The organism is Providencia sp. PROV174 (genome assembly GCF_028480685.1).
Taxonomy (GTDB): Bacteria; Pseudomonadota; Gammaproteobacteria; order Enterobacterales; family Enterobacteriaceae; genus Providencia; species Providencia rettgeri.
Genome location: NZ_JAMPOT010000004.1, coordinates 1 through 26,204 on the forward strand (window position 1 = coordinate 1; position 26,204 = coordinate 26,204).

Genomic DNA, 26,204 nt, shown 5'->3' on the forward strand with positions numbered 1-26,204 from the left:
CTTCGGCAGCTTGAATTGCAGCTAACTCGGCTTGGCGACGCTGCTCTTCCGCTTCCTCTGCCGCTTGAATCGCGGCTAACTCAACTTGACGCTGACGTGCCATTTCTTCTTCAGCGAGACGCATTGCTTCAGCTTCTTGGCGTTCGCGCTCGGCTTTTTCTTCCGCAAGTTTTTTCTCTTCGGCTTCCTGGCGTGCTTGTTCCGCTCGCTCTTGGGCAGCTTGAAGTTCTGCTAGCTTAGTTTCCCTCTCGCGTTCAGCTTGCTCTGTTGCCGCATCAATCGCAGCTTGTTGTGCTTCATACTGACGCTGAGCTTCATCTTCTGCCGCTTTAATAGCAGCTTGCTCAGCTTGATGTTGGCGTTCCGCTTCGGCTGTTGCCGCATCAACTGCAGCTTCATGGGTTGATTGGTTTTCGACGTCGTTAACTACATCATTCTGTTGAACTTCTTGTTGCTGGGTTTCTTCTTCATTTTTACGCCCAAACCCTAACCATGAAAAAAAACCTTTTTTCTTGTCTTTAGCCATTTGCCACTACACTCCTCGCGGTAAAAATATGGCACTCGATAATCAAATCGCAATAAAATTATATGCAGTCTACCATTTCATCGCTCAGCAACACATATCTGAAAGAAAAATCCTGCCAATTTAATCTGAATTTTCGTGTTAAAACTGTGAAAATGAAGCTCTATAATTGAAATACGGCCAATCAGAGATAACAACACTGCAACTTATCGCCTGACAGGTATACAATAGTAACAATCAAATTTAAGTACATAAACCCGTTAAGCAGCAATAAACATTATGGCAAAAAAACCACAGTCCCCCTCTTTAGGGCAAATTCGTATTATCGGTGGAAAATGGCGCGGAAGAAAGCTGCCAGTTCGTGATAGTGAGGGCTTACGCCCAACTACAGACAGAATTAAAGAAACATTATTTAACTGGTTGATGCCAATCATCCGAGATGCGCGTTGCTTGGATTGCTTCGCAGGCAGTGGCTCACTAGGCTTTGAAGCCCTTTCTCGTTTTGCAGAAACAGTCACCTTTATTGAGCTCGATAAACAAAACGCACAATTATTGACTGAAAATAAAACTCGCTTACAAGCCGACAACGCAACCGTAGTGAATCACAATAGCCTAAATTTTTTAAGCCAAGCAGGTACACCTTTTGATGTCGTTTTCATTGACCCACCATTTCGCAAAGGGCTACTCAATGAAACCATTCAATTGTTAGAAAAAAATCAATGGTTAGCTGAAGAAAGCTGGATATACGTTGAGTCAGAAGCGGAGTCACCACTTACTGACATTCCAGCTAACTGGCAACTTCATCGCGAAAAAATAGCTGGGCAAGTCGCATATCGCCTTTTTATTCGAACTTCACTTTAGGGACAAAAACATGTTTATCAATATTGGACGCCTGCTCATGATTTGCGTTTGGGGTTTTATGGTCTTTAACCTCGTCCATCCATTCCCTAAGCCATTGAAATATTTTATGGATATTGCAATGGTGTTCATGGTATTTATGCATGCACTGCAAACTATTTTCCTGAAAGCAACGCTTCCTAAAGGGGAAAAAATCTCTGGTTTAGTTCAACTACGCATTTTCTTTTTTGGCGTATTCGAAATGCTAGCCATGCAGAAAAAAACTAAAGCGGCTTTAGAAGAAGCAAAGAAAAGGCAATCAGACCAGTAAAAACTTTATGATGCAGGCTCAAAACGAATAAACCGAGTTCCTTGCATCGTGAGTTTTCCTTCACTGCCTAACACAACGCTTTGGTATTGTTCTTCTGTCACAATCGTTTTGATAATTTCGCCGCTTGAGCGTGTTTTGAAATAAATTTCATAGCGGAAGGTTTCAGGGGAAACGACATCTCGTTCACGAGAACGCATGTTAGGATAAGGGTAATCCTTTTTATTATCCACCTTGACCAAATAAGTCACCGGCAAAGAATTATCATTAATTTCATTTTGCTTACGTTGGTCAAAAAAACGCTTAGTGGCAAGAACTGCAATGACCGCTAAAACAATGATCAATAATATGGGCTTGTTCATAATGTATGCTTTTTGCTTAAAAAGTCCGTCATGATAGTTTATCTTATTTAACTAAACAGGACACGTTTCTAAGTTGCCAGATCACTGCCGTGTCATTCATTGAACATATAAGGATGTGTATATGATTAGTTGGCCATTCCTCGCAGTACTCTTTTCTGGTTGGTTATATGTCGATGCCGCCTATCGAGGACCTGGGTGGCAACGTTGGTTATTTCGCCCGATCACGCTGCTGCTTTTATTACTTTGGGGGTGGAGTTCCGATGATCTTAACCTGCAAAACTACCTCATTCTTGCTGGGTTGCTAGTTTCTCTTGTTGCGGATCTTTCTCGTATGCTTTCAAGTGAGCACTTACTAGCTTCTGTCGCATTGATGTTCTTAAGTTATTTGATTTACACCATCAGCTTTGGAATGCAGCTAAATTTCGGGCTCTATCTACCTTGGCTAGCTGCCCCTCTGATTATCGCTGCCATTACTTTAGTATTTATTTGGGGCAAACTTGATAATCTTCAATCCATTGTTTTTGCATCACTAATAATGTGTATGATTATGGCGTGGGTTGCTGGTGACCAATATTTTGGTCTCGGTCGTGAATATAATTTTTCAATCATGGTTGGTGCGTCTCTGCTATTTCTTTCTAACTGTGTTTGGCTAATAGCTCGATTCCGTATTCCTTTTAAAGCCTCAAAAGCCGTTGTTGCGGCTCTCTATTTCCTTGGGCAGTTCTTTATTGTGCGGGCAATCTACTTGTAATTAGCGTCTACATAAGACTATGCCAATTGACTAAAAGTGCTATTTGAGAATTTTATCAATTGGCTCCCTCTTTTGGGTTTGACTCTGGAGTAGACTCCAGAGTGTAGACTTATCAACAATGAATGATAAAACGGATCATTGCTTGATAAGGGGGCGCTTATGCACTCACACTCTCATAAAGAAAATCATGTACATAGCAGTTCTTGTTGCTCTAGTAACAATACTTGCTCATCGGCTATCGCTGAAAATGACAAAAAAGTGAGTAACGACTCACATACTTCTGAGCACAATGCTGTGAAGAAAAACCTTGATGATGAAGAAGAAGCTATAGGGGGCTATTCCTCCCATGAGCATGTGGCGGATGACAATCATCATGAAAAACATAACCACCAGCATAGTAATAGCTGTGGTTTACCCCCTGATGTCGCGAATGAAGTTGAACCAACCCAAACAGCGAGTCAACGTTTTAGCTGGATAATCCGTGGTATGGATTGCCCAAGCTGCGCAAATAAAATCGAAACTGCAGTTAAGCAAATCAGTGAAGTAAAGCAAGCCAAAGTATTATTTGCCACAGAAAAACTTGTGGTTGATGCCAACACCGATATTAGTGTGGCAGTTCGCTCTACCGTTGAAACTGCGGGTTATGAATTACTTGAAGTCGGTGGCAATAGTGCGACAGCTGCACCCCCTCCAAGCTTACTCAGCGAAGCTAAGCCCGTTATTATATTAGCGATTTTGATGGCTATCAGCTGGGGAATTGAATCATTCAGCCCACAAGTCGGTAAGATAGCCTTTATTTTGACAACCCTATTTGGGTTATATCCGATTGCTCGTAAATCACTGCGCTTAATGCGAACGGGTTCACCTTTTGCCATCGAAACGTTGATGACGGTTGCCGCAATAGGCGCAATCTTTATTCAAGCGACAGAAGAAGCTGCAATGGTTATCTTACTGTTTATGTTAGGCGAAATGTTGGAGTCTTATTCAGCCGGGAGGGCCAGACGAGGTGTTAGCGCCTTAATGGCACTGGTTCCAGAAGATGCCGTTTTAATCAAAAATGGGCAAAAAACGACGATTCCCGTTGCACAATTACGGCCAGGAGACATTATTGAGATTGCACCAGGTGGGCGTTTACCTACCGATGCTGTGTTAGTTTCAGGTTTTGCTAGCTTTGATGAGAGTGCTTTAACGGGGGAGTCTGTGCCTGTCGAACGTAATGTTGGAGAGAAAGTGGCAGCAGGCTGCTTATCTGTAGATAGAGCCGTTCAAATGCAGGTGGTATCAGAACAGGGGCAAAATGCGATTGACCGCATTTTACAGCTGATTGAAGAAGCAGAAGAACGTCGCGCACCAATAGAACGTTTTATTGATCGCTTTAGCCGTGTATACACACCAATCATCATGCTGATTTCCGCATTAGTGATTGTTATTCCACCTATTTTCTTCAGCGCACCATGGGAAACATGGATTTATCGCGGGTTAACACTGTTATTGATTGGTTGCCCTTGCGCATTAGTGATTTCAACCCCTGCAGCAATCACCTCCGCGTTAGCAACTGCTACACGGCGCGGGGCCTTAATTAAAGGTGGCGCAGCACTTGAACAGCTGGGCACTGTCACCACAATTGCTTTAGATAAAACAGGCACACTGACAGAAGGTAAACCCCATGTCACTAACTTAGTGCCTGTTGAAGGCTTGTCAGAAAGTGAATTAGTGCAAATCACCGCATCTGTTGAGGTTGGCTCTCACCACCCACTTGCTAAAGCAGTAGTTAATAAAGCGGAAGAACTTTCTTTGACTGTCACTGAAGCGCAAGAGCGTAAGGCACTGGCAGGAAAAGGAATTGAAGGATACCTTAATAACAAACATATCCTTGTTAGCGCACCAAACCGCCTTGATATGCCATTAAATAGTGAGTGGCAAAGTAAAGTAGAAACCTTAGAAGCAGAAGGGAAAACGGTTGTTGTCACACTCGAAAATAACCGCGTGATTGGTTTAACCGCACTGCAAGATACATTGCGCAAAGATGCTGCGGATACGATGAGCATGCTAAAAGCGCTCAACGTGAATGCCGTGATGCTGACAGGTGATAACCCTCGAGCAGCAAGTGCTATTGCAGGCCAATTAGGCATGGAATACCGCGCAGGGTTATTACCGGAAGATAAAGTCACTGCGGTTATGGAGCTTAACCGAAACCACAGCACGATGATGGTCGGTGATGGCATTAATGATGCTCCAGCAATGAAAGCGTCTAGTATCGGTGTTGCCATGGGCAGTGGTACGGATGTGGCATTAGAGACTGCCGATGCCGCGTTAACTCATAACCGTTTAACTGGGCTCGCAGAAATTATTGCGCTATCTCGCGCAACACGAAAAATCATTCGTGAAAATATTGCGATTTCCTTAGGGTTAAAAGCGATATTTCTAGTGACCAGTTTATTAGGAATTACTGGGCTTTGGGTCGCTGTACTTGCTGACTCCGGTGCAACAGCACTCGTTACAGCAAATGCGGTACGTTTACTGCGAGTTAAATTACCGCAAGTTAAAAAATAACTTTAATCAACTGATTTAAACGCCACAATAAGTGGCGTTTTTTCTTTTACAACCTTTCCAATAAATACTTTAATTACAATATGTTAAATTAAATTTCAACTTAAGAATTAGGACTAACTTTTTCTCCATCAACCCCAGATTCCGCTAAAATGCATTTTGAAAATCACTCTTTTGGCAAGGTACTAGCGGGTATTAGGTATGGTAAAAAATCACAGTTCAACGCCACATGACGCTGCATTTAAAGGGTTCATGTCTAAAATTGATAATGCACGTGATTTTTTTGATATTCATTTGCCCGACCATATTAAGCAATTATGTGATTTCAAAACATTAGCGATAACAAATTCTTCTTTCATTGATAACCAGCTACGAACTCGTCTTTCGGATATGCTCTACACTGTCGAGACACAGCAAGGTGAAGGTTATATTTATATGTTAGTTGAGCACCAATCAACACCCGATAAGCTAATGGGTTGGCGGATGATGCATTATTCGTTCCTTGCCATGAATCAACATTTACAACAAGGCCATCATGATTTACCACTGGTTGTGCCAGTTTTATTTTATCATGGAAAGGTAACGCCTTATCCATATGCTAAGCCGTGGACACACTGTTTTCCGTGGCCAGAAATTGCATCAAACTTGTATAGTCAGCCATTTCCGCTCGTCGATATTACTGTCATTGATGATAATGAACTCGTAAACCATCGCAAAGTTGCAGTGATGGAGCTGGCGATGAAACATCGGGACCTAAGGGATAACATTGAGAAGGTAACGCAACTGTTAGCCGAAGCGATGAATAAAAACTACCACCGTAGTGATGATGTTATTACTATTTTTAACTACCTATTTATTACTATGGATTCACCTCATTTTGAAACAGTGGTCAATCAACTTATATTTCAATTAGAAAACAACCAAGAGGCAATTATGAACATCGCACAACGATTAAAAGATCAGGGATTACAAGAGGGAATTGATATAGGAGTAAATAGAGGCATTGATATAGGAGTAAATAGAGGCATTGATATAGGAGTAAATAAAGGCATAGATATCGGAGCAAACAAAAAACAACATGAAGTTGCACTGAAAGGTTTACAACTCGGTACAAGTATTGAACTTATCAGCCAGCTTACTGGATTAAGTTATAAGGAAATATTAAACCTGCAATAATAGCCCCCACCTCTTGGCAGGGATTAACACACAAAATGAAATTAGCTAATGGCAGCTAGCTCGATTTTTTACGTAACAAATAACGATACGGGGCATTGTCAGCCTCTACCGCTAATAAATCATGCTCCATAAAGCGACAGAAACCTGGGATATCCCGTGTGGTTGCTGGGTCATCAGCAATAATTAACAACGTTTCCCCATCAGCCATATTACGAACTGTTTTGCGCACTAACATCACAGGCTCTGGGCATCGTAACCCTAGCGTATCAAGGGTTTTCGTTGGATTAGCAAATAAATCAGACATTAAAAAACACTTTTAAAAGGAATCAATAGACTGATTATATAATAAAATGCTCATTGATAAATGAACAGTTTTGCTTTTGTTGCGCAACGAGCGTATGATGTGCTGTTCCCAAATGCTGGGATGTATTTCATGGGTTCCCTCACCCCATTGTGACTAAAAAGGTACAATATGTTTAATTTTACTGCGCAGCAAAAAGCCACTGCGTTAATTTGGCTTTCGTTATTTCATATTTTAATCATTACCTCTAGTAACTACCTCGTGCAGTTGCCAATTAATATTTTTGGCTTCCATACCACTTGGGGTGCTTTTACTTTTCCATTTATTTTCCTTGCAACAGATCTAACTGTCCGTATTTATGGCGCACCGCTTGCACGCCGGATCATCACCGCCGTTATGCTGCCCGCACTATTAATATCCTATGTTATTTCAGCGTTATTTTTCCAAGGTGAATGGCAAGGTTTTACCGCTTTATCTGAGTTCAACCTATTCGTTGCGCGTATCGCCGCGGCAAGCTTTATGGCTTATGTACTTGGTCAAATATTAGATGTCAGTGTATTCAATAAGTTACGCCAAAATGCGCGTTGGTATGTGGCACCTGCCTGTGCCATGTTCTTTGGTAACTTAATTGATACTATCGCATTCTTCTTTATCGCATTTTTCCGTAGTAGCGACCCATTCATGGCCGCAAACTGGGTCGAAATTGCATTAGTTGACTATGTTTTCAAGCTACTTATTTGCATGCTGTTTTTCTTGCCTGCTTATGGTGTGCTTTTGAATTTTATCTTGAAGCATTTCTTTGCAAACTCAGATAAAAAACAGTTAGTCAACCAGCACTAAACAAAAAAAGGAGATAGCTAAATGCTATCTCCAAATGAATTTAACTGAGCTAAAACAAAGAATAACAACCCTACAATTCGATAAGTAGCAGATCACAAAGCTTTTGCTAGGAGTGAAATCGGGTGCTCACACTTCTTACTTGTCGACATCTCAATCTGCCACTTACAGGTTTCACAGTCTGTAATCACCATATCAGCGCCACTTTCTTCGATTTGGCGGAATAATCCAGCCCCAATCCCTTGAGAAACTTCATAATTTTCTTTTTTGAAACCATATGTACCAGCGATACCACAACATTGTGAATCCAGCACAATCAACTCCACGCCCGGTACACGCTTAATTAACTCTAACGTATAGGAAGTCCAACCCATTTTTTCCATATGGCATGGTGTATGGTAGGCCACTTTTAAAGGCGTATGTTTCAGCTTGAGCTCGCGCCCTTCTTCAAGTAAACGATAAATATAACGCGTTGCGAGTTCGATGTTATCCCTCATCGCAGAAGTATCGACATCGAGTACATGTGTATATTCATCACGGATGGTAAACGTACACGTTGATGACGTTGCAACAACGGGTATATGTTTTTCAAGGATAGTTTCTTGCAAGGACTCTAAATTAACATTCGCTTGACGCTTCGCCTGTTTCATAAAGCCATTGGCAATTAACGCCACGCCACAACATTTTTCACGCTTAAGTAGCTGAACGCCAATATTCATGCCATTAAAGACTTTAATTAAGTCCTTACCTAATTGAGGGTGGTTGTAATTTACATAACAACCATGGAAGAACGCAACTTGCTCTTCAAATTTAGCTTGTTCCGCAGCTTGTTTTGCGTACCAGCGGCGGAAAGTCCCAAACGAATATTTAGGTAATTCACGGCGATGGTCTATTTTCAATGCTTTATCAAGGATTTGACGTACAGGTTTTAGCCCTGTAATGGTATTCACCACGGGTGCAAAAGGCGTTGATAGCGAGCCCATTAAATCTGTATGGCTAAGAATTGCATCACGAATTTTAGGCTTCTGTTGGCTATAAGTATTGCGAGCGCGAGCAATGATATCGCCAATTTTTACATCCGACGGACAAGCCACTTCACAACGCTTACAATTTGTACAATATTTAAGTGCTTCGTCATATAACATGGGGTCTTTTAAACGTAAACGCTCACCATCTGGCCCTGCTTGTTTTGGCCCCGGGTACAATGGATTAACTTTTGCGACAGGGCAATAAGTGGTACACACCGTGCATTTAATACAGCTTTCAAAGCTTGCATCTTGAATACTCATTGCGCCACCTCCGCCTGCATCGCTTTATTTTTACTCATTTCATTGATTATTTGATTCGCTGCATATAATGCGCTAATCATTGATACGCCCGCGCCACAGCCTTGAGTAAGGGGGTCAAAACCACCTAATACGGCACCTGCCACATAAAGATTAGAAATCGCTTTCCCTCCCTTTTGTGCCCGCAGTTTTTCATCGGTTTTCACGCCAAAAGCCATATAAGGCTGGGAAGCGAAAAACTCTTTATTGGTCCATTTTGCACGTTCTGAAATTTCACACAGATCCAATTGCATCAAAGGCTCATAGATACGGTCAAATTCGGCTACCAACCCATTATTGAAAAAACTCCCTGTCGCCAGAACGAAATGCTTAGCTTTTAAAGAGATATCACCATGATTGCGAGTTTGTACCGAGTCAATTACCCCATCGAAACAATTCACTGAAGTGACTTTATCACCCGGCATCACAATACCGCCTTGGCGACGAAATTGACGCAGTAGCAACTCATGTAAGCGAATACCTAATAATGATGGCGGTAACGTCGGCAGCAAGAATAAGGGCTTGCCTAACCGTTTTTGTAACTCAATTAATGGCTCATCACTATCAAGTCCTACACAAGCAGGCATGAATATAGTGTCAGCATCAGCAACTAACGGAAGAATTTCTTCAACCATTTGCGCCATATTCTCCGGCCTATCCAACCAACGAGCGACATTAATTGCCCTAAATTCACTCGGGTTTTCTCTCAAACGGTCAAGTAAAGGTAAATGAACATAATGAGAACTGGCTTCTATCCCATCACGTTGTAGTTCATCCGCCACCATTTGTGGTTGGAAATCTAAAAACCCTTCGATACCAACAACCGCAATTTTTCCCATTGCCATTTTTTGATGTAAGCCCACCGTTGGGACAGACTCAGGACTGAGCCACGTCATGCGCTTATGGCCTAAAGGTGTAATGCGATAATGATTTTCTTCACAAGCGCCTTTTAAATGGACTCCTGCTTGCTGCAATATTGACTGTGCCATATGCGCTAGCTCAGTAACTTGCGATTTTCCAATTAAACTATAAGGGTGAGCTGGCGACTGTTCCTTTAACGCATCAAGCATTTCTAATGGTTTTTCGGCAACTTGCCCATCCGGTAAATGTGTGAGCAAATCTAATGAACCTGAAGAAAAATGCAGCGCATTTTGCCCAGCGCTAACAATTGCACAAGACAGGCCTGATTGTGTTAAACGAATACCACAAAGTAACCCTGCTAGGCCGCCGCCCATTACCACAGCATCATATTTCATTATCAGCCTCCTTCTGTGCATCCTTACCTAGTGTCGCTTCGTTCATGCCACATAATCCATGATATACCCAACTGGTAAATTCACTTTCACGCAGTGCATCCCCCCAAGCAATTGGACGTACACCTTTCCATCGCTCATTCAGGAAGTGGCCAAGTTGTTGCTCTGTTTCATGAGGCGTTGTGACATTAAAACGATTGAGTAAGCCCGCAGCCCTGCAAGCACATAATTCACCTTGGCAAGTTCCCATACCCACTCGGGTACGGCGCCTTAAATCAAGCAAGTTATTGACCGTCAATGAATTAACAGCATAACGTACTTCACCAGCAGTAACGGCTTCACACTCACAGACTAAACTTTTATCGAGCCTATCCGTACTGAGAATGGCAGAAGCTCTGTCACCATGACGGTAAACCGCTGAACCACGAATAGGGGCTGGAATAGAAACAACATTACGTAAGGCTTCTTCTGCACTGTGCTGCGAGCCTGGTAACGGCGCTTCTGCGGTTGTACATTTGGCGCTGTGGCCCAGTTTTTCGCAAACTTTATCTGTAGCCCATTCCGCCATCAGGCGATAAGTCATCAACTTGCCACCCGTAATGGTGATGAAACCTTCTAAGCCATCACGTTTAGCGTGGTCTAACAACACAATACCGCGGCTCACATTACGCCCTGATGGGTCATCATCACTGGCAACTAATGGTCGAACGCCTGCATATGCACGTAAAATGCGCGTTGTCGCAAGTGCAGGAGATAGCATTGAACCTTCGCGAATAAGAATATCCACCTCTTCAGGGGTGACATACATATTATCAATTTGATCATATTCAATATGAGTCGACGTGGTGCCAATCAGGGAAATAGTATCGCCGGGAACCAAAATATCGGCATCTGCAGGTTTACGGCAGCGGTTTATCACCATGTTATTCAAGCGGTGGCCTAAAATTAATAGTGCGCCTTTTGCAGGGAACATTTTAATTTTTAATTCGCCATACTCTGCGATTTTTTGTCCCCAAATCCCACCAGCATTAACAACAATTTCTGCATAAATATCATACTGTTTCTTGGCATGGTGATCATAAACCGTCACGCCACGTACCGTATCTCCATCCCGAATCAAACCAATGACTTCGTGATAAGTTAACACTTTCGCGCCATGCTCTCTGGCATCTAACATATTTGCCGCTGTCAAACGAAATGGGTCAACCGTGCCATCAGGAACACGAACCGCACCTATGAGATGAGGGTTAACGGAAGGTTCAAGGCGAATCGCCTCTTTAGGGTCAATCGCCGTTGCATCAATACCTGCAGCTTGGCAAGCCGTAATGAATTGTTGCTGATACTCTAAGCTGTCTTCGGGGAGGGTAATAAACAAACCATCTGTTCGCTCAATACAGTGATGCGCGATACGCTTTAAAATCTTGTTCTCTTCTATACATTCTCTGGCAGATTCTCCATCTGTGACTGCATAACGCGCGCCACTGTGAAGTAATCCATGGTTACGCCCAGTCGCTCCAGTCGCAATATCATGCCTTTCGAGCAAAACGGTTCTTAGACCTCGGCGAGCGCAGTCACGAGCGACCCCTGCACCTGTTGCGCCACCACCAATAATGATGACATCCGTTTCAGTCACAGATGAGCCATTCATGTCGCATTCCTCACATTAATAAACGTTTCTATAATAGATAAGTATAGGTTCTATTTTTATAATCTATTATTAAATATAGCCCAGAAACGCGTTCAATGTTTGATAAGGAACAAAAACGAAAGTGATAGATCCATTTTTAGTGTTTTAAAGAGCAAAATCGTGATGAAAATCACAAAATAATTAACATTTCTAGTTCCATTCTATTCACAAATGTCATTTACTATGCAACTTCATAAACAAAATCAATAATTGTGCGTTGGATTACAGATAAATTGTTTTTTAACGACTACAATTTAGAGCAATTAAGAAAATAAAGACTCTTAAATTACTCGATTATTTTCGTTTTTGTTACTTCACCAATAATAAACACTCAATCTTTCTCTGAAACAGAGAAATGGAAGTGTAAATAAAAATTAGCATGCCATCGGAGGCGTATATGTTAAGCATTTTTAAACCAGCACCTCATATACAGAGGCTGCCAGCTGATAAGGTAGATCCTGTCTATCGTAAGCTTCGCTGGCAGATCTTCATGGGTATTTTCTTTGGTTACGCAGCGTATTATCTAGTCCGAAAGAACTTTGCGTTAGCGATGCCATATCTTGTTGAACAAGGTTTCTCTAAAGGTGACCTTGGTTTTGCATTATCAGGGATCTCAATTGCTTACGGATTTTCTAAATTTATCATGGGGTCGTTTTCCGACCGCGCAAACCCGCGTTATTTCTTACCAGCAGGTTTGATTCTCGCCTCCGCGGTGATGTTAATCATGGGCTTCGTGCCATGGGCAACATCGAGCATCATGATCATGTTCGTATTACTGTTCCTTTGTGGTTGGTTCCAAGGTATGGGTTGGCCTCCTTGTGGACGTACCATGGTTCACTGGTGGTCACAAAAAGAACGTGGTGGTATTGTTTCGGTTTGGAACTGTGCGCATAACGTTGGTGGCGGTATCCCACCATTACTGTTCATGTTAGGTATGGCATGGTTTAACGACTGGAAAGCCGCACTGTATATGCCTGCATTGGCCGCTATCCTCGTTGCGATTATTGCATTTGCATTAATGCGTGATACCCCGCAGTCTTGTGGTCTTCCACCCATTGAAGAATACAAAAACGACTACCCAACAGACTATAAAGCATCCGATGAAGAAGAGTTAACAGCAAAAGAAATCTTCATGAAGTATGTTTTCCCGAACAAACTGTTATGGATGATTGCAATTGCTAACGTGTTCGTTTACTTACTGCGCTACGGTGTTTTGGACTGGTCTCCAACTTACCTACGTGAAGTAAAACACTTTGCAATGGACAAATCTTCATGGGCTTACTTCTTATATGAATACGCAGGTATCCCAGGAACATTACTGTGTGGTTGGATGTCGGATAAAGTCTTCCGCGGTAACCGTGGAGCCACTGGTGTGTTCTTCATGGTTCTGGTAACCATCGCAACTATCGTGTTCTGGATGAACCCAGCGGGTAACCCAAATATTGATATGGCATGTATGCTGATCATCGGTTTCTTAATCTATGGTCCTGTTATGTTGATTGGTTTACACGCCCTTGAACTTGCACCGAAAAAAGCAGCTGGTACAGCCGCAGGATTTACTGGCTTGTTCGGCTACCTCGGTGGTTCTGTAGCAGCAAGTGCTATCGTCGGTTATACCGTAGACTACTTCGGTTGGGACGGTGGCTTCGCAGTCATGATCGGTGGTTCAGCATTAGCGGTTGTTCTACTGTTTATCGTCATGTTGAGCGAAAGCAAACATAAACGTGAATTAGCAAACTCACAATAGACATTCATCAAATGTTCATTGTTAATCGCTAGACTCGTGGGCTATATCAAAAAATGATGTAGCCCATTTTTTTACCCAAATAAAGTGCCAAGGAGATATAATCATGAGCTTTCCATTAAAAACATTGGTGGCTAGTATGGTTTTAGTGATGTCAGTGTCTGCTGTAGCTCAAGCTTCAAGTAAAGTTGTCATTGCACATCGTGGTGCAAGTGGTTACTTACCGGAACATACCCTACCTGCAAAAGCAATGGCTTACGCACAAGGTGCTGATTTTCTTGAGCAAGATTTAGTTATGACGAAAGATAACGAACTTGTGGTCTTACATGACCATTATCTCGATCGCGTAACAGATGTTGCTGAACGTTTCCCTGATCGCGCCCGTAAAGATGGCCGTTACTATGCGATTGACTTTACCCTTGATGAAATCAAATCACTCAATTTTACAGAAGGATTTGATATTGTTGATGGCAAAAAAGTCCAAAGCTATCCGAACCGCTTCCCGATGGGCAAATCAGACTTCCGCGTTCATACCTTCCAAGAAGAGATTGAATTTGTTCAAGGATTAAACAAATCAACGGGTAAAAATATTGGTATCTACCCAGAAATTAAGGCGCCTTGGTTCCACCTACAAGAAGGCAAAGATATCACCAAGAAAACACTCGAAGTTCTTAAAGAATATGGCTACACCACCAAGGATTCCAACGTTTATCTACAATCATTTGACCCAAATGACCTAAAACGTATCAAAAATACCTTGATGCCAGAAATGGGGATGGATCTTAAATTAATTCAATTGATTGCTTACACCGATTGGAACGAGACTCAAGAACAAAAACCTGACGGGACGTGGGTCAATTACAATTATGATTGGATGATGAAACCGGGTGCTATGAAAGAAATTGCCACTTATGCAGATGGCATTGGCCCTGATTATCATATGCTAATTAGTGAAGAATCCACACCAAGCAATATCAAAGTGAATGGCATGGTCAAAGAAGCCCATGACAACAAAATGGCGGTTCATCCGTTCACTATCCGTGTTGATAAGCTGCCAAAATACGCCAAAGATGGGCAACAACTTTATGACATCATTTATAACCAAGCCGATGTCGATGGTGCCTTCACCGACTTCCCTGATTTAGGGGTTAAGTTCTTAGAGCAACAGAAACAAAAATAGTTTTCTGGGACAAAATAAGAATGCAGCCATTTGGCTGCATTCTCTTCAAGTTGACCATCTTAATTTAAATTTAAGCGATAGTGACAGGGAATGCGATCACATCACTGATTTTATCTGCATTTAAAGCAATCATAATCAGCCTATCAACCCCAACAGCGACACCAGAACAATCAGGTAAACCATGCTCTAAAGCCGCGAGCAAGTGCTCATCAATAGGTGCGGTAGGTAGCCCCATTGCCGCTCGCTTACGGTTGTCTTGTTCAAATCGCTGACGTTGTTCGCTTGCATCAGTGAGTTCATGGAAACCATTCGCCAGTTCCATTCCCTTATAATACACCTCAAAACGTTCAGCAACGCGGTGATCTTCAGTGCTAATCACGGCAAGAGACGCTTGGGTTGCAGGGAAATGATACACAACAGCCGGTTTTTCTTTGCCAATATGAGGCTCAACACCCATGGTAAATAGCAGCTGTAGCAAGGTATCTTTATCTTCTTCAGTATCAGCGATATTGCTTAAATCTAAACGAGCTGCAACCTCACGTAATTCACTTTTTTCAGCAGATAACGGGTCAATATCCAAATAGCGTAAAAACGCTTGTTGGTATGAAAGTAGCTCTGCACTCTCACATTCTAAAACTTGTTGCAGTAGGTCATCCACTTCATTGATCAAGCGGTACATATCAAAATGCGGGCGGTACCACTCTAACATGGTAAATTCAGGATTATGATGTCGCCCTGCTTCTTCATTTCTAAAGCTACGACCTAACTGATAGATAGGACCACTACCGGCCGCTAATAAGCGTTTCATGTGGTATTCAGGGCTGGTCATTAAATACAAATTAATACCTTGCGCCGCACCAGGACCCACAAAATGCGTTTCAAATGGGACAAGATGAATGTCAGTGACTGTTGCCTGACTCATTGCGGGGGTTTCGACTTCAAGTACACAACGATCAGTAAAAAAACGTCTGATTTCCGCAATTATTTTTGCGCGCTGTAACAAGTTAGCGATGGGGGCGGTTGGCTGCCAATTCGCTATATCACTCATTAAGATGACTCCAAAATAAACTTAGTCGTGCAGTGTACCCACCTCACAGGCAACACACAATGCATTTACACTGATAATGCACATTTATCTGAACGTAAATACTTGCAACTGCCGACATGATGAGTAAGTAGAGATAGCCTGATTATCTCTTGCTTTATACGATTAGGCAAAGCCTTTACTTTGAGCTTTATGGTGTAGCGATGGAAAGAGTAATGAAAATAGCCTGAAACATGATTAATTCTTATATTATGTGACATATCTGTTACTAAAAAAGCGAAACGATTCGCTTTCTCAATCTATTTTAAAATTTTCTGTTCAAAATTAAATTTATTCTAAAAATAAATAGTGAGACTCCTCGCAAATTAGCATTCAATATGAATTAAACTCTTCAGCTATAATAATAGTATTAATCACTGATTATTGATAAAACCTGACTAATTCACTTGGTTTTATACACTAAAAGTTTATGTAAATTTAATGATAATTATTTGAAATTCCTTTTTATTCGATGTTAACAGCCTAGAAAATCGAGTGATGTAAAAACAATTTATAAAAAGAAGATCTACCTCACACTTTATCACTAAATTTGGCCAAAACCCCCCTCTATATCAAATTTATCTTGAGGACTATTCGCTATAATTCACAGCATGATAAGTCATTATTAGCTATTATATTATTTACTATTAAAAAACAGATATTTCGTAGTTTAGCTTTAAGTTGAACTGAAAATAATGTAGCTAATTATCAAAAGTATTTAAAAGAATTTATCAATTTTACACTTGAACAATGGAGAAGCGCAGTGCAAACCTTCAATGCCGATTTAGCGATTATCGGGGCCGGGGGCGCAGGCTTACGTGCAGCAATTGCTGCCGCTGAAGCAAATCCCAATATCAAGATTGCTCTGGTCTCAAAAGTATACCCAATGCGTAGCCATACCGTGGCAGCAGAGGGGGGATCAGCAGCAGTTACTCAGGCTCATGACTCCTATGACTATCATTTTAATGATACTGTCGCTGGTGGGGACTGGCTGTGTGAGCAAGATGTCGTCGATTATTTCGTCGAACACTGCCCAACAGAAATGACCCAACTAGAGCTATGGGGCTGCCCGTGGAGCCGTAAACCAGATGGTTCAGTTAACGTTCGCCGTTTTGGTGGGATGAAAATTGAGCGTACGTGGTTTGCTGCTGATAAAACTGGCTTCCACATGCTCCATACCCTGTTCCAAACTTCATTAAAATATCCACAAATTCAACGTTTTGATGAACACTTCGTTCTCGATATCATTGTTGATGAAGGCCAAGTTCGCGGTCTTGTTGCATTAAATATGATGGAAGGCACAAAAGTCCAAATTCGTGCAAACTCCATTGTCATGGCAACAGGCGGAGCAGGACGCGTTTACCGTTACAACACCAATGGCGGTATTGTTACTGGTGATGGCATGGGGATGGCATTCCGCCATGGTGTCCCTTTACGTGATATGGAATTCGTTCAATATCACCCAACAGGCCTCCCAGGCTCAGGTATCTTGATGACAGAAGGTTGTCGTGGAGAAGGTGGTATCTTAGTCAATAAAGATGGCTATCGCTATCTGCAAGACTACGGAATGGGACCTGAAACACCACTGGGTAAACCTGAAAATAAATATATGGAACTCGGTCCTCGTGACAAAGTTTCCCAAGCATTCTGGCACGAATGGCGTGCAGGTCGCACCATTAGCACTCACCGTGGTGATGTCGTCTATCTGGATCTACGTCACCTTGGCGCAGAAAAACTACATGAGCGTTTACCATTTATTTGTGAATTGGCGAAAGCCTACGTGGGCGTCGACCCAGTAACAGACCCAATTCCTGTTCGCCCAACCGCTCACTACACTATGGGTGGTATCGAAACGGATCAACGTACAGAAACGCGCATTAAAGGCCTATTTGCCGTTGGTGAGTGTTCTTCTGTTGGCTTACACGGTGCAAACCGCTTAGGTTCTAACTCATTAGCTGAATTAGTGGTATTTGGTCGCTTGGCCGGTGAAGAAGCCGCTCGCCATGCTGCTGAAGCAACACCTGCCAATGCAAATGCTATCGAAGCCCGTACCCGTGATATCGAAGCTGACCTCAGTAAACTCATGAACCAAAAAGGGAAAGAGAGCTGGTCGAAAATTCGTGACGAAATGGGTATTTCAATGGAAGAAGGCTGCGGTATCTACCGTACTCCTGAATTAATGCAAAAAACCGTTGATAAGATTGCTGAACTGAAAGAACGCTTCAAACACGTCGAAATTACTGACCATAGCAGCGTATTTAACACTGACCTACTGTACACCATTGAATTAGGCTTTGGCCTTGATGTGGCGGAATGTATGGCTCACTCTGCAATCAACCGCAAAGAATCACGTGGTGCACACCAACGTCTCGACGAAGGTTGTACTGAGCGTGATGATGTGAATTTCCTTAAACATACTTTGGCATTCTATAACCCAGAGGGCTCCCCTCGTTTAGAATACAGTGATGTGAAAATCACGAAATCTCAGCCAGCTAAACGTGTTTACGGTGCCGAAGCTGAAGCTCAAGATAAGGCGAAGAAGGAGCAAGCTAATGGATGATATGAAACACCTAAAAATGGAGATCATGCGTTACAATCCGGAAACGGATAGTGAGCCCCATTTGGTGACGTATGATGTCCCTTACGACGAGCAAACTTCTTTGTTAGATGCGTTAGGCTATATCAAAGATAACCTCGCTCCAGACCTATCTTACCGCTGGTCTTGTCGTATGGCGATTTGTGGTTCTTGCGGCATGATGGTTGATAAAGTGCCTAAACTGGCGTGTAAAACATTCCTGCGTGAATACCCGCAAGGTATGAAAGTTGAGCCATTAGGTAACTTCCCAATTGAGCGCGACCTTGTTGTTGATATGACTCACTTTATTGAGCGTTTAGAGGCGATCAAACCGTATATTATCGGTAATGACCGTAAACCTTCTGAGGGCCCAAATAAGCAAACGCCTGCACAGATGGCCAAATACCATCAGTTCTCAGGCTGTATCAACTGTGGTCTGTGCTATGCAGCTTGCCCACAATTTGGACTGAACCCAGAGTTCATCGGCCCAGCCGCGATCACATTGGCAGAGCGCTACAATTTAGATAACCGAGACCATGGTGCGAAAGAACGCATGACCTTATTAAACGGTGACAATGGTGTCTGGAGCTGTACGTTTGTAGGCTACTGTTCTGAAGTCTGTCCTAAGCATGTCGACCCTGCTGGTGCTATTCAGCAAGGGAAAGTTGCCAGCGCGCAAGACTTTGTTATCGCCATGCTGAAGCCACGATAAGGAGAATTGAAGTCATGACTACGAAACGTAAACCCTATGTCAGAGAAATGAAGGGCGACTGGTGGCAAAAGCTGGGTTTTTACCGCTTTTACATCATGCGTGAAAGTACCTCCGTCCTTCAGGTCTGGTTCAGTATTTTAGTCCTGTATGGGGTATTTGCGCTGAAAAGCGGTCCAGAATCATGGGCTGGCTTTGTTGGGTTCTTAAGCAACCCAATCATTCTTATCATTAACATCATTACATTGGCTGCGACATTGCTGCATACCACGACGTGGTTCAACCTTGCGCCAAAAGCCGTCAGTATTATTGTGAAAGATAAGAAAATGTCTGATGAGCCTATCGTTAAAGGCTTCTGGGCTCTCACGATTGTTGTTACGGCGGCAATCTTAGCAATCGCATTGTTATTTTAATCTAAGGAGAATCTGATGAATCTAACGCCTAAACGTTCCGATGAGCCGATTTTCTGGGGGTTATTTGGTGCAGGTGGTATGTGGAGTGCCGTGATTGGCCCTGCAATCATCATTCTGTTAGGAATTTTAATTCCTCTCGGTGTGGCACCAGAAATGCTGAGCTATGAGCGCATTATGGCATTTAGCCAAAGCTTTATCGGCCGCGTATTCTTATTATTGATGATTATTTTGCCAGTGTGGTGTGGTATGCACCGTATTCACCATACGCTGCACGACTTTAAAATCCATGTCCCTGCGACCAAATGGGTTTTCTACGGTGGCTCAGCAATCATTAGTGTAATTGCAATTATTGGTGTATTTACTCTGTAAATAATTCAATCACACATTATTTTAATGAAAGGTATGACTGCGCATTGTCATACCTTTTCTTTTTTAGGGCTTAAAACCTCGAATAAGTGATTCTAAACCAAACAAAAATGCTTCTGTTCCGTCATCATTATCCATGATTTGAACAGCTTCCTTTAATAACAATGGCATAGCCCCATCTTGTTCAACATCTCTCTCAGCCATTGCCGCCAAATGTTCTTGCTGTTCAAGTACTGAACCTAATGTAAAGTGCCCCACTGCACTCACTGCGTAAAGGCCACTTTTTAATGAAAAACCGCTACCAACCATAAACTGCAATTGTTTTTCCACCGTGGCGTATTGCTCTGCACTAGGCCGCGTGCCTAAATGTACCTTTGCCCCATCACGGTAGCTAAGTAAGGCTCGACGAAAACTTAGTGCATTATGGCGCAAGAACTCGTGCCACGTTTCACCTTCAACAGGTAATGGATGGTCATGATGTCGTTTTAACATTTCAACCGATAATGCATCCAACAATGTGCGCTTGTTCTTCACATGCCAATACAGCGTGGGTTGCTCAACCCCGAGCTTTTGGGCCAATTTTCGCGTTGTCAGCCCCTCCATTCCCACTTCATTCAGCAAATCTAATGCAGCCGTAATAATGGTTTCTTTATCCAATCTTGCCATCGCTTTCCCCTTAATTTTCTATTGACACTCTATCACTGATAGGGATATATTCCAAATCTATCAATGATAGAGAAATAAATAATGAATAAATTTGCGATCACTGCATTAACGATCACCGCCCTTGATGCTATGGGGATCGGTTTGATCATGCCTGTTTTACCTGCCTTACTTCGTGAGTATGTAACCCTAGAAAACTTGGCAAATCATTACGGCATCTTGCTGGCTTTGTACGCCATCATGCAGGTGTTTTTTGCCCCAATATTGGGCAAGTGGTCTGATAAATTCGGCCGCAGGCCTATTTTGTTGATCTCCCTTGCAGGAGCCGCACTGGACTACAGTTTATTGGCTTTATCGAGCTCACTTTGGATGCTGTATTTAGGTCGTTTAATTTCAGGGATCACTGGCGCAACAGGCGCCGTAGCTGCTTCTGTTATTGCCGACAACACTGCCCCACAAGAGCGTACTAAGTGGTTTGGCCGATTAGGCGCAGCATTTGGGGTTGGGTTAATCGCCGGCCCTGCAATTGGTGGCTTCGCGGGGCAATTTTCCCCGCATTTACCTTTTGTTATTGCAGCTATCTTGAACGCATGCTCTTTTGTCGTGATCTGGCTTATTTTTAAAGATCAAAATAAAAATGCCATACAGAATGATCAAAATGAAACTGTAGAGCTGTCAGTTTCCTTCATACAGCTGATAAAACCCGTCATTTTGCTACTTTTCGTCTTTTTTATGGCACAGTTAATTGGCCAGATCCCTGCAACAACCTGGGTACTATTTACCGAAAATCGCTTCCAATGGAATAGTGTTCAAGTTGGATTATCTTTGGCAGGCTTAGGCGTTATGCATGCCCTATTCCAAGCTTTTGTTGCTGGTGCCATTGCCAAAAAATTCAATGAAAAGGTAACAATCATTGTCGGCTTTGTCGCAGACGGAAGCGCATTTATTATTTTGTCATTACTCACAGAAGGTTGGATGATCTACCCTACATTAATCTTACTCGCCGGCGGTAGTATTGCATTACCAGCACTACAAGGGTTAATGTCAGCTCACGTCAATCAAGCTAATCAAGGTAAATTACAAGGCGTATTGGTGAGTTTAACCAATGCCACAGGGGTAATTGGCCCATTACTATTTAGCTTTATTCTTGGCCTTACACTGGCAAGTTGGGACGGTTGGGTGTGGCTAATTGGTGCGATAATGTATGTTTTCTTGATCGTATTTATTTTATCTTTTTATAGAAGCAGCAGACAGATAGTTAAAATAGTGACACGACCGGCAAGCTAAATTTTAGCATATGAATATTAAATGCTATGATATCCCTATCAGATTTGCTTTTGGTACATGACGTTAAGAGATATTTCAATGACAATACAACCTAAAAAACCAAGAACAAAACCTGCGGAAGAAAGGCTTGATGACCTAATGAACGCAGCAGAAAAACTTTTTCTTTCCAAAGGTTTTGTCAATACTACGGTTAGCGAAATTGTCTTATCTGCGGATGTTGCAAAAGGAACCTTTTATCACTACTTCCAGTCAAAAAATGACATTATGGAAGCCTTACGCACTCGCTATATGGATTGGTATCTAGGCCACATCCAATCCGCTTTAGACTCACAAAAAAGTGCATCAGCCAAACTCCAATCATGGTGTGAAAATAGCGTCAAATACTATGTTGAAAAACAAAACATTCACGACATGCTATTTCATGACGAATACCACGGACGCAGTAATGATCATGAAACCCGTGCAGTTGAACAGATTAAAGCTATTTTAGCTTTTGGTGAACAAAACAAAGCATGGCCAGAATTGCCACATGAATTGATGGCGACAATGATTTATCACTCCATGCATGCTGCTGTTGATAATTTAGCCAATAGTACTGAGTATGATCAACATACTTTGGGTGAGATCCTATACCAACGATTCAGTCAATTGATCAACTAAATAATTTCGTTACAGTGGTTTTTCATTTTTATCGATCAAACCACTGTATTTCAATTTAGTCATTTTTGTTACCTTCCATTCCTTTCACTCAACATAATACAGAACCACACTAATAATTTATTTTCTTTTTAGATCAATTAAATAAAAAAAATACCTATTTCTTTTCTTGTTAATAATTCGTTATTAAATGCAAATGATTATTAATTGTATTGACTGATGGTCAGTCGTCGATCTATGCTAGCGCAAAATTCAACTGTTACCTTTACTTCATTGGCTTGGATTGCATGAATAACATCACACAACAAACCGACAAACTATCGACTATCAGCCTGTTAATTTCAGCCTTATTTTGTTCTACTGCGATGGGGTCTCCCCCTAAAAGTGATGTACTTGTCGTCACCGCCACAGAAAATGATGATATCGAACCCACAGGCTACGCTAATAAATCCCAATCAACGGCAACCAAAACTTCCGCATCATTATTGGAAACTCCACAGTTTGTTTCCATTATTAAACGTGAGCAAATGGACACACTGCCCTCTGAGTCTATCAGCCAAGCCTTGCGCTATAGCGCTGGGGTTACCAGTGAAAAATTTGGTGCTTTTGGCAATGGCATTGATTTCTCAAAAATCCGTGGATTCGATGCAGACTATTACTTAGATGGCCTGAAAGTGATTGGTAATAGTGGTATTTGGGGGCCGCAAATCGATTCATGGACACTAAATAGCCTCGAAGCTATTCATGGCCCATCTTCTGCATTATATGGCCAAGGTGGTGCTGGCGGGGTTATCAATATGCAATCTCGTCGACCAAGCGCTAATGAGTCTCATCAAATTCAATTCCAAAGAGGGAACTTTGATAACAATGCCGTGAAATTTGATACCACAGGTGCATTGAATGATAGCGAAACGTTATTTTATAGAATGAATGGGTTAGCATTATCAACGCATTCACAGGTCAATTCGTCCAAACAATCCCGCTATTTATTGGCTCCATCTCTCACTTGGCAACCTAATGAAAAACTGAGTTGGACGGTATTAAGCCAATATCAACGTGATCCTCATATTGGCCACTATAATACGCTACCCGCTCAAGCAATTGGCTTATTACCGAATCCAAATGGTAAGTTAGATTTTACCCAAAACTACAGCGACCCTAGACATGAGAAATCTGAACGCACTCAATGGTCTATTACTTCACTGGTCGACTATCAAATCACCCCTTCTCTCACTTTTAAACAGAATATGCGATATTCCGATGTCGATACGCATATTAAACGTGACTTTACTCGTGGCTTTTTAGCCGGTGATCGGCTACTTACCGCGGTTTACCAAGATTCGCCAAGCCAATCAAAAACGTTAGTTGCGGATAATCAACTGATTTACCAGCTTAATACCGGACCAATTAGCCATCAGTTGCTTTCCGGTTTTGATTACCAGACTGGAAAGCTCGATAAAGACTGGTGGGGATCGCAAACCGTCAGTTTTGATCCTTGGGTGAAACCTTATTATCCTGAGTTCAAACCCTATCCGGTATCCCGCACATCAACCACGCAACGATTTGATCGTTATGGCGTTTACTTACAAGACCAACTAAGTTGGCAACAATGGGATCTCATTCTCAGTGGGCGCTATGATTGGTCATACCTCGATACCAACAATAACCTGACAAAAACAACGCAAAAGAATGACACTTCCGCATGGAGCCAACGCGTTGGGCTGACCTACGCTTTCACAAGCGGTTTTTCACCGTGGATCAGTGTGTCTGATAGCTTTGATCCTGTTTTAGGCACTGATGCAGACGGCAAATCCTTTATTCCTACAGAATCAAAACAGACCGAAGTTGGGTTGAAATACCAAAACCAGGCAGGCGATATGATGGCAAGTGTCGCGCTATATGAATTAGAACAAAAAAATGTCACTACCCATAACCCTCTAAACCCTGATTATTACAACCAAACAGGGAAAATTCGTTCACGAGGAATGGATTTTGAAAGCCGAATCGCTATCACTCCCTCGCTAAATATAATGCTTAATTATGCCTATACAGATAACAAAATCACTGAAAGCCAAGATCTCTCAGTCCTAAATAAACACCCAGTACAAGTCCCAAAACATAGCGGTTCCGCATGGTTAGATTACCGCTTTCACTCCCCTTATTTAGAAGGTGCTTTAGTTGGGGTGGGAGTACGTTATTTAGGGGAAACATGGGGTGACAATACCAACACCTTTAAAGTCCCTGCGGTATGGCTTGGGGATGTGAGCGCTAGGTACCAAATAGACGCACTCATTCCTGAATTAACAGGAATGGAAATTGGGCTCACCGTGAGTAATATCACCAATAAATCCTACGTCGCTAGCTGCACCAGTTCTACCTACTGCAGCATAGGCACGAATAGAACGTTATTTGCCAACCTCAATTACTATTTTTAATCGGCTAGGTTAGCACCCATGACCATTTCCAAAAGAGCATTTATCAAAACAGGATTGGCGACTATGGCACTTAATTTAGTGCCATATCCTTCTTTTGCAGAGAATAAGCTCAGTGTTACCGATATTCTCGGCCGCTCAGTCGACTTTCCAAAAAATCCTGAGCGTATTTATTTGGCTGATCCAGCTCTAATGTTTCTCTACGCTGCACTCAATGAAAACAATTTCGTGGAGAAACTCGTCGCTATTCCAAACAACTTTCGCACGGCTGATTTACGCAGTTATCAGCAATATTGCACAGCTTTTCCGGCGATTCAAACACTCCCTCACCTTCCCTCGATTGGTGGAGCCCAAGCGAACTTAGAAACGATATTAATGCTACAACCTGAAGTGATATTTACCACAACCGGGACGTTTTCAGGTTTACAAGCCAACGGGTTACTAGCGCTATTACAACGTGTAAAAATTCCCGTCATTGCGCTTGATATGAGTGTTGATCCCATTGGTAATACACCCAAAAGCATTTCCATCATGGCTGATGTTTTTCAACAACAAGATAGAGCAAAGCAAATCAACCAATTTATTAAAACTCAACTGGGTAGAGTAAAAGGCCGTTTGCAAAGTGCAAAACCTATTAAACCCAAAGTTCTCCTTGAAAGAGCCGCTGGCTTCACTGATGAATGCTGTCTAGCTTATGGAAATGGCAACTTTGCCCAATTTCTTAGTTTTGCGGGTGGAGAAAATGTAGCTAAACAATATATTCATGGGACTTATGGTGTTCTCAATCAGGAAGCCATCATCCACACTGAAGCACAAATGGTGATTGTGACAGGAACGGATTGGAGCGGCTATAACCCAAAAGGCAATTGGGTGGGTTTAGGGCCTGGGGCTGATTTAGCTATTGCAAAACAGAAGCTGAAACAGCTAATGGCACGTAATGCGTTTAAGACCTTAAGTGCCGTGAAACAACAGCAGGTTCATGCCATTTGGCACACATTCTATGATAGCCCTTTTGGCTTTATCGCAGTCTTAAAGCTCGCTAGTTGGCTCCACCCGACGCTATTTGCTGACCTTGATGCCGATAACGTTTTTAAAACCTTCACCGAACAATTCTTACCTGTAAAGTGGGAAGAAGGCTATTGGGTTTCACTTTAATAAAAAGGC

23 protein-coding genes and 1 pseudogene are annotated in these 26,204 nt (G+C 42.3%); 16 read left to right on the forward strand and 8 right to left on the reverse strand.

Translation table 11 applies throughout. The features are described from left to right. Positions 1-526, reverse strand: a pseudogene (locus PSE60_RS01465) (signal recognition particle-docking protein FtsY); the annotation flags it as partial. A 276-nt stretch (positions 527-802) separates the two neighbouring features. Here PSE60_RS01465 and rsmD point away from each other — a divergent pair. Further along, entirely contained in the window at positions 803-1,384 is a 582-nt protein-coding gene (gene rsmD / locus PSE60_RS01470) for a 16S rRNA (guanine(966)-N(2))-methyltransferase (protein ID WP_210838010.1), read from the forward strand. 10 nt (positions 1,385-1,394) lie between these two features. After that, positions 1,395-1,691, forward strand: coding sequence for a DUF1145 family protein (locus PSE60_RS01475; RefSeq protein WP_004908141.1), 297 nt, complete (start codon positions 1,395-1,397; stop codon positions 1,689-1,691). A 5-nt stretch (positions 1,692-1,696) separates the two neighbouring features. On the opposite strand, the gene PSE60_RS01480 is transcribed toward PSE60_RS01475, so the two are convergent. Beyond that, entirely contained in the window at positions 1,697-2,050 is a 354-nt protein-coding gene (locus PSE60_RS01480; RefSeq protein ID WP_272664370.1) for a DUF2500 domain-containing protein, read from the reverse strand. Positions 2,051-2,171: 121 nt separating this feature from the next. Between PSE60_RS01480 and PSE60_RS01485 the strand changes: the two genes are divergently transcribed. The 3 genes from PSE60_RS01485 to PSE60_RS01495 all read left to right on the forward strand — a co-directional run bounded on the left by PSE60_RS01485 (position 2,172) and on the right by PSE60_RS01495 (position 6,527). Then, positions 2,172-2,801: a lysoplasmalogenase gene (locus PSE60_RS01485; RefSeq protein ID WP_272664371.1), complete on the forward strand. Its 630-nt coding sequence runs from the start codon at positions 2,172-2,174 to the stop codon at positions 2,799-2,801. 159 nt (positions 2,802-2,960) lie between these two features. Beyond that, positions 2,961-5,354 carry a zinc/cadmium/mercury/lead-transporting ATPase gene (locus PSE60_RS01490; protein ID WP_272664372.1) on the forward strand — a complete coding sequence of 798 codons (2,394 nt, stop codon included), beginning with the start codon at positions 2,961-2,963 and terminating at the stop codon, positions 5,352-5,354. A 198-nt stretch (positions 5,355-5,552) separates the two neighbouring features. Continuing rightward, positions 5,553-6,527 carry an Rpn family recombination-promoting nuclease/putative transposase gene (locus PSE60_RS01495; RefSeq protein ID WP_272664373.1) on the forward strand — a complete coding sequence of 325 codons (975 nt, stop codon included), beginning with the start codon at positions 5,553-5,555 and terminating at the stop codon, positions 6,525-6,527. Between the two features lie 55 nt (positions 6,528-6,582). Here the strand turns inward: PSE60_RS01495 and tusA are convergent, their stop codons facing one another. Beyond that, the gene (gene tusA, locus PSE60_RS01500; RefSeq protein WP_004258596.1) at positions 6,583-6,831 is read right to left on the reverse strand and encodes a sulfurtransferase TusA; all 249 of its coding nucleotides are present in this window, start codon (positions 6,829-6,831) and stop codon (positions 6,583-6,585) included. Positions 6,832-6,999: 168 nt separating this feature from the next. On the opposite strand from tusA, the gene PSE60_RS01505 reads away from it, so the two are divergent. Further along, positions 7,000-7,668 carry a 7-cyano-7-deazaguanine/7-aminomethyl-7-deazaguanine transporter gene (locus PSE60_RS01505; protein WP_272664374.1) on the forward strand — a complete coding sequence of 223 codons (669 nt, stop codon included), beginning with the start codon at positions 7,000-7,002 and terminating at the stop codon, positions 7,666-7,668. Positions 7,669-7,760: 92 nt separating this feature from the next. Here the strand turns inward: PSE60_RS01505 and glpC are convergent, their stop codons facing one another. Genes glpC through glpA form a run of 3 tightly spaced genes read right to left on the reverse strand, consistent with a single transcriptional unit; the run spans position 7,761 to position 11,891 of the window. Continuing rightward, positions 7,761-8,954, reverse strand: a complete 1,194-nt coding sequence (gene glpC, locus PSE60_RS01510) for an anaerobic glycerol-3-phosphate dehydrogenase subunit GlpC (protein WP_272664375.1) — start codon at positions 8,952-8,954, stop codon at positions 7,761-7,763. Continuing rightward, positions 8,951-10,246, reverse strand: a complete 1,296-nt coding sequence (gene glpB, locus PSE60_RS01515) for a glycerol-3-phosphate dehydrogenase subunit GlpB (protein WP_272664376.1) — start codon at positions 10,244-10,246, stop codon at positions 8,951-8,953. The genes glpC and glpB overlap by 4 nt, the downstream gene beginning before the upstream one ends. Beyond that, on the reverse strand, positions 10,236-11,891 hold the full coding sequence (gene glpA, locus PSE60_RS01520; protein ID WP_272664377.1) for an anaerobic glycerol-3-phosphate dehydrogenase subunit A: 1,656 nt from the start codon (positions 11,889-11,891) through the stop codon (positions 10,236-10,238). Before glpA ends, glpB begins: the two co-directional genes overlap by 11 nt. A gap of 436 nt (positions 11,892-12,327) precedes the next feature. Between glpA and glpT the strand changes: the two genes are divergently transcribed. Then, the gene (gene glpT / locus PSE60_RS01525; RefSeq protein ID WP_272664378.1) at positions 12,328-13,677 is read left to right on the forward strand and encodes a glycerol-3-phosphate transporter; all 1,350 of its coding nucleotides are present in this window, start codon (positions 12,328-12,330) and stop codon (positions 13,675-13,677) included. 103 nt (positions 13,678-13,780) lie between these two features. After that, on the forward strand, positions 13,781-14,854 hold the full coding sequence (gene glpQ / locus PSE60_RS01530) for a glycerophosphodiester phosphodiesterase (RefSeq protein ID WP_272664379.1): 1,074 nt from the start codon (positions 13,781-13,783) through the stop codon (positions 14,852-14,854). 70 nt (positions 14,855-14,924) lie between these two features. On the opposite strand, the gene epmA is transcribed toward glpQ, so the two are convergent. Then, on the reverse strand, positions 14,925-15,902 hold the full coding sequence (epmA, locus tag PSE60_RS01535) for an elongation factor P--(R)-beta-lysine ligase (RefSeq protein WP_272664380.1): 978 nt from the start codon (positions 15,900-15,902) through the stop codon (positions 14,925-14,927). 799 nt (positions 15,903-16,701) lie between these two features. On the opposite strand from epmA, the gene frdA reads away from it, so the two are divergent. The 4 genes from frdA to frdD are packed head-to-tail and all read left to right on the forward strand — an operon-like array spanning position 16,702 to position 20,004. Beyond that, positions 16,702-18,498, forward strand: a complete 1,797-nt coding sequence (frdA, locus tag PSE60_RS01540) for a fumarate reductase (quinol) flavoprotein subunit (protein ID WP_102137997.1) — start codon at positions 16,702-16,704, stop codon at positions 18,496-18,498. Further along, positions 18,491-19,225 carry a succinate dehydrogenase/fumarate reductase iron-sulfur subunit gene (locus PSE60_RS01545; RefSeq protein WP_004258616.1) on the forward strand — a complete coding sequence of 245 codons (735 nt, stop codon included), beginning with the start codon at positions 18,491-18,493 and terminating at the stop codon, positions 19,223-19,225. The genes frdA and PSE60_RS01545 overlap by 8 nt, the downstream gene beginning before the upstream one ends. Before the next feature lie 14 nt (positions 19,226-19,239). Next, positions 19,240-19,635, forward strand: coding sequence for a fumarate reductase subunit FrdC (gene frdC, locus PSE60_RS01550; RefSeq protein ID WP_004258617.1), 396 nt, complete (start codon positions 19,240-19,242; stop codon positions 19,633-19,635). Between the two features lie 15 nt (positions 19,636-19,650). Continuing rightward, entirely contained in the window at positions 19,651-20,004 is a 354-nt protein-coding gene (gene frdD / locus PSE60_RS01555; protein ID WP_004258620.1) for a fumarate reductase subunit FrdD, read from the forward strand. Between the two features lie 63 nt (positions 20,005-20,067). Here frdD and tetR read toward each other — a convergent pair whose 3' ends face one another. Further along, positions 20,068-20,667, reverse strand: coding sequence for a tetracycline resistance transcriptional repressor TetR (tetR, locus tag PSE60_RS01560; protein ID WP_272664381.1), 600 nt, complete (start codon positions 20,665-20,667; stop codon positions 20,068-20,070). Between the two features lie 81 nt (positions 20,668-20,748). Between tetR and tet the strand changes: the two genes are divergently transcribed. From tet to PSE60_RS01580, 4 genes are all read left to right on the forward strand, one after another. Further along, complete coding sequence (gene tet, locus PSE60_RS01565; protein WP_272664382.1) at positions 20,749-21,951, forward strand: Tet(A)/Tet(B)/Tet(C) family tetracycline efflux MFS transporter; 1,203 nt, start codon at positions 20,749-20,751, stop codon at positions 21,949-21,951. 78 nt (positions 21,952-22,029) lie between these two features. Then, complete coding sequence (locus PSE60_RS01570) at positions 22,030-22,611, forward strand: TetR/AcrR family transcriptional regulator (protein WP_272664383.1); 582 nt, start codon at positions 22,030-22,032, stop codon at positions 22,609-22,611. A gap of 284 nt (positions 22,612-22,895) precedes the next feature. Further along, a complete protein-coding gene (locus PSE60_RS01575) occupies positions 22,896-25,043 on the forward strand; it encodes a TonB-dependent siderophore receptor (protein WP_272664384.1) in 2,148 nt (715 codons plus the stop codon). Between the two features lie 18 nt (positions 25,044-25,061). Then, positions 25,062-26,195 carry an ABC transporter substrate-binding protein gene (locus PSE60_RS01580; RefSeq protein ID WP_272664385.1) on the forward strand — a complete coding sequence of 378 codons (1,134 nt, stop codon included), beginning with the start codon at positions 25,062-25,064 and terminating at the stop codon, positions 26,193-26,195. The last annotated feature ends 9 nt before the right edge of the window (positions 26,196-26,204 follow it).

What these genes read in the sequence shown, in the direction of transcription:
- rsmD (WP_210838010.1), top strand. Translation starts at nt 803, where the DNA reads ATGGCAAAAAAACCACAGTCCCCCTCTTTAGGGCAAATTCGTATTATC.
- PSE60_RS01475 (WP_004908141.1), top strand. Translation starts at nt 1,395, where the DNA reads ATGTTTATCAATATTGGACGCCTGCTCATGATTTGCGTTTGGGGTTTT.
- PSE60_RS01480 (WP_272664370.1), bottom strand. Translation starts at nt 2,050, where the DNA reads ATGAACAAGCCCATATTATTGATCATTGTTTTAGCGGTCATTGCAGTT.
- PSE60_RS01485 (WP_272664371.1), top strand. Translation starts at nt 2,172, where the DNA reads ATGATTAGTTGGCCATTCCTCGCAGTACTCTTTTCTGGTTGGTTATAT.
- PSE60_RS01490 (WP_272664372.1), top strand. Translation starts at nt 2,961, where the DNA reads ATGCACTCACACTCTCATAAAGAAAATCATGTACATAGCAGTTCTTGT.
- PSE60_RS01495 (WP_272664373.1), top strand. Translation starts at nt 5,553, where the DNA reads ATGGTAAAAAATCACAGTTCAACGCCACATGACGCTGCATTTAAAGGG.
- tusA (WP_004258596.1), bottom strand. Translation starts at nt 6,831, where the DNA reads ATGTCTGATTTATTTGCTAATCCAACGAAAACCCTTGATACGCTAGGG.
- PSE60_RS01505 (WP_272664374.1), top strand. Translation starts at nt 7,000, where the DNA reads ATGTTTAATTTTACTGCGCAGCAAAAAGCCACTGCGTTAATTTGGCTT.
- glpC (WP_272664375.1), bottom strand. Translation starts at nt 8,954, where the DNA reads ATGAGTATTCAAGATGCAAGCTTTGAAAGCTGTATTAAATGCACGGTG.
- glpB (WP_272664376.1), bottom strand. Translation starts at nt 10,246, where the DNA reads ATGAAATATGATGCTGTGGTAATGGGCGGCGGCCTAGCAGGGTTACTT.
- glpA (WP_272664377.1), bottom strand. Translation starts at nt 11,891, where the DNA reads ATGAATGGCTCATCTGTGACTGAAACGGATGTCATCATTATTGGTGGT.
- glpT (WP_272664378.1), top strand. Translation starts at nt 12,328, where the DNA reads ATGTTAAGCATTTTTAAACCAGCACCTCATATACAGAGGCTGCCAGCT.
- glpQ (WP_272664379.1), top strand. Translation starts at nt 13,781, where the DNA reads ATGAGCTTTCCATTAAAAACATTGGTGGCTAGTATGGTTTTAGTGATG.
- epmA (WP_272664380.1), bottom strand. Translation starts at nt 15,902, where the DNA reads ATGAGTGATATAGCGAATTGGCAGCCAACCGCCCCCATCGCTAACTTG.
- PSE60_RS01545 (WP_004258616.1), top strand. Translation starts at nt 18,491, where the DNA reads ATGGATGATATGAAACACCTAAAAATGGAGATCATGCGTTACAATCCG.
- frdC (WP_004258617.1), top strand. Translation starts at nt 19,240, where the DNA reads ATGACTACGAAACGTAAACCCTATGTCAGAGAAATGAAGGGCGACTGG.
- frdD (WP_004258620.1), top strand. Translation starts at nt 19,651, where the DNA reads ATGAATCTAACGCCTAAACGTTCCGATGAGCCGATTTTCTGGGGGTTA.
- tetR (WP_272664381.1), bottom strand. Translation starts at nt 20,667, where the DNA reads ATGGCAAGATTGGATAAAGAAACCATTATTACGGCTGCATTAGATTTG.
- tet (WP_272664382.1), top strand. Translation starts at nt 20,749, where the DNA reads ATGAATAAATTTGCGATCACTGCATTAACGATCACCGCCCTTGATGCT.
- PSE60_RS01570 (WP_272664383.1), top strand. Translation starts at nt 22,030, where the DNA reads ATGACAATACAACCTAAAAAACCAAGAACAAAACCTGCGGAAGAAAGG.
- PSE60_RS01575 (WP_272664384.1), top strand. Translation starts at nt 22,896, where the DNA reads ATGAATAACATCACACAACAAACCGACAAACTATCGACTATCAGCCTG.
- PSE60_RS01580 (WP_272664385.1), top strand. Translation starts at nt 25,062, where the DNA reads ATGACCATTTCCAAAAGAGCATTTATCAAAACAGGATTGGCGACTATG.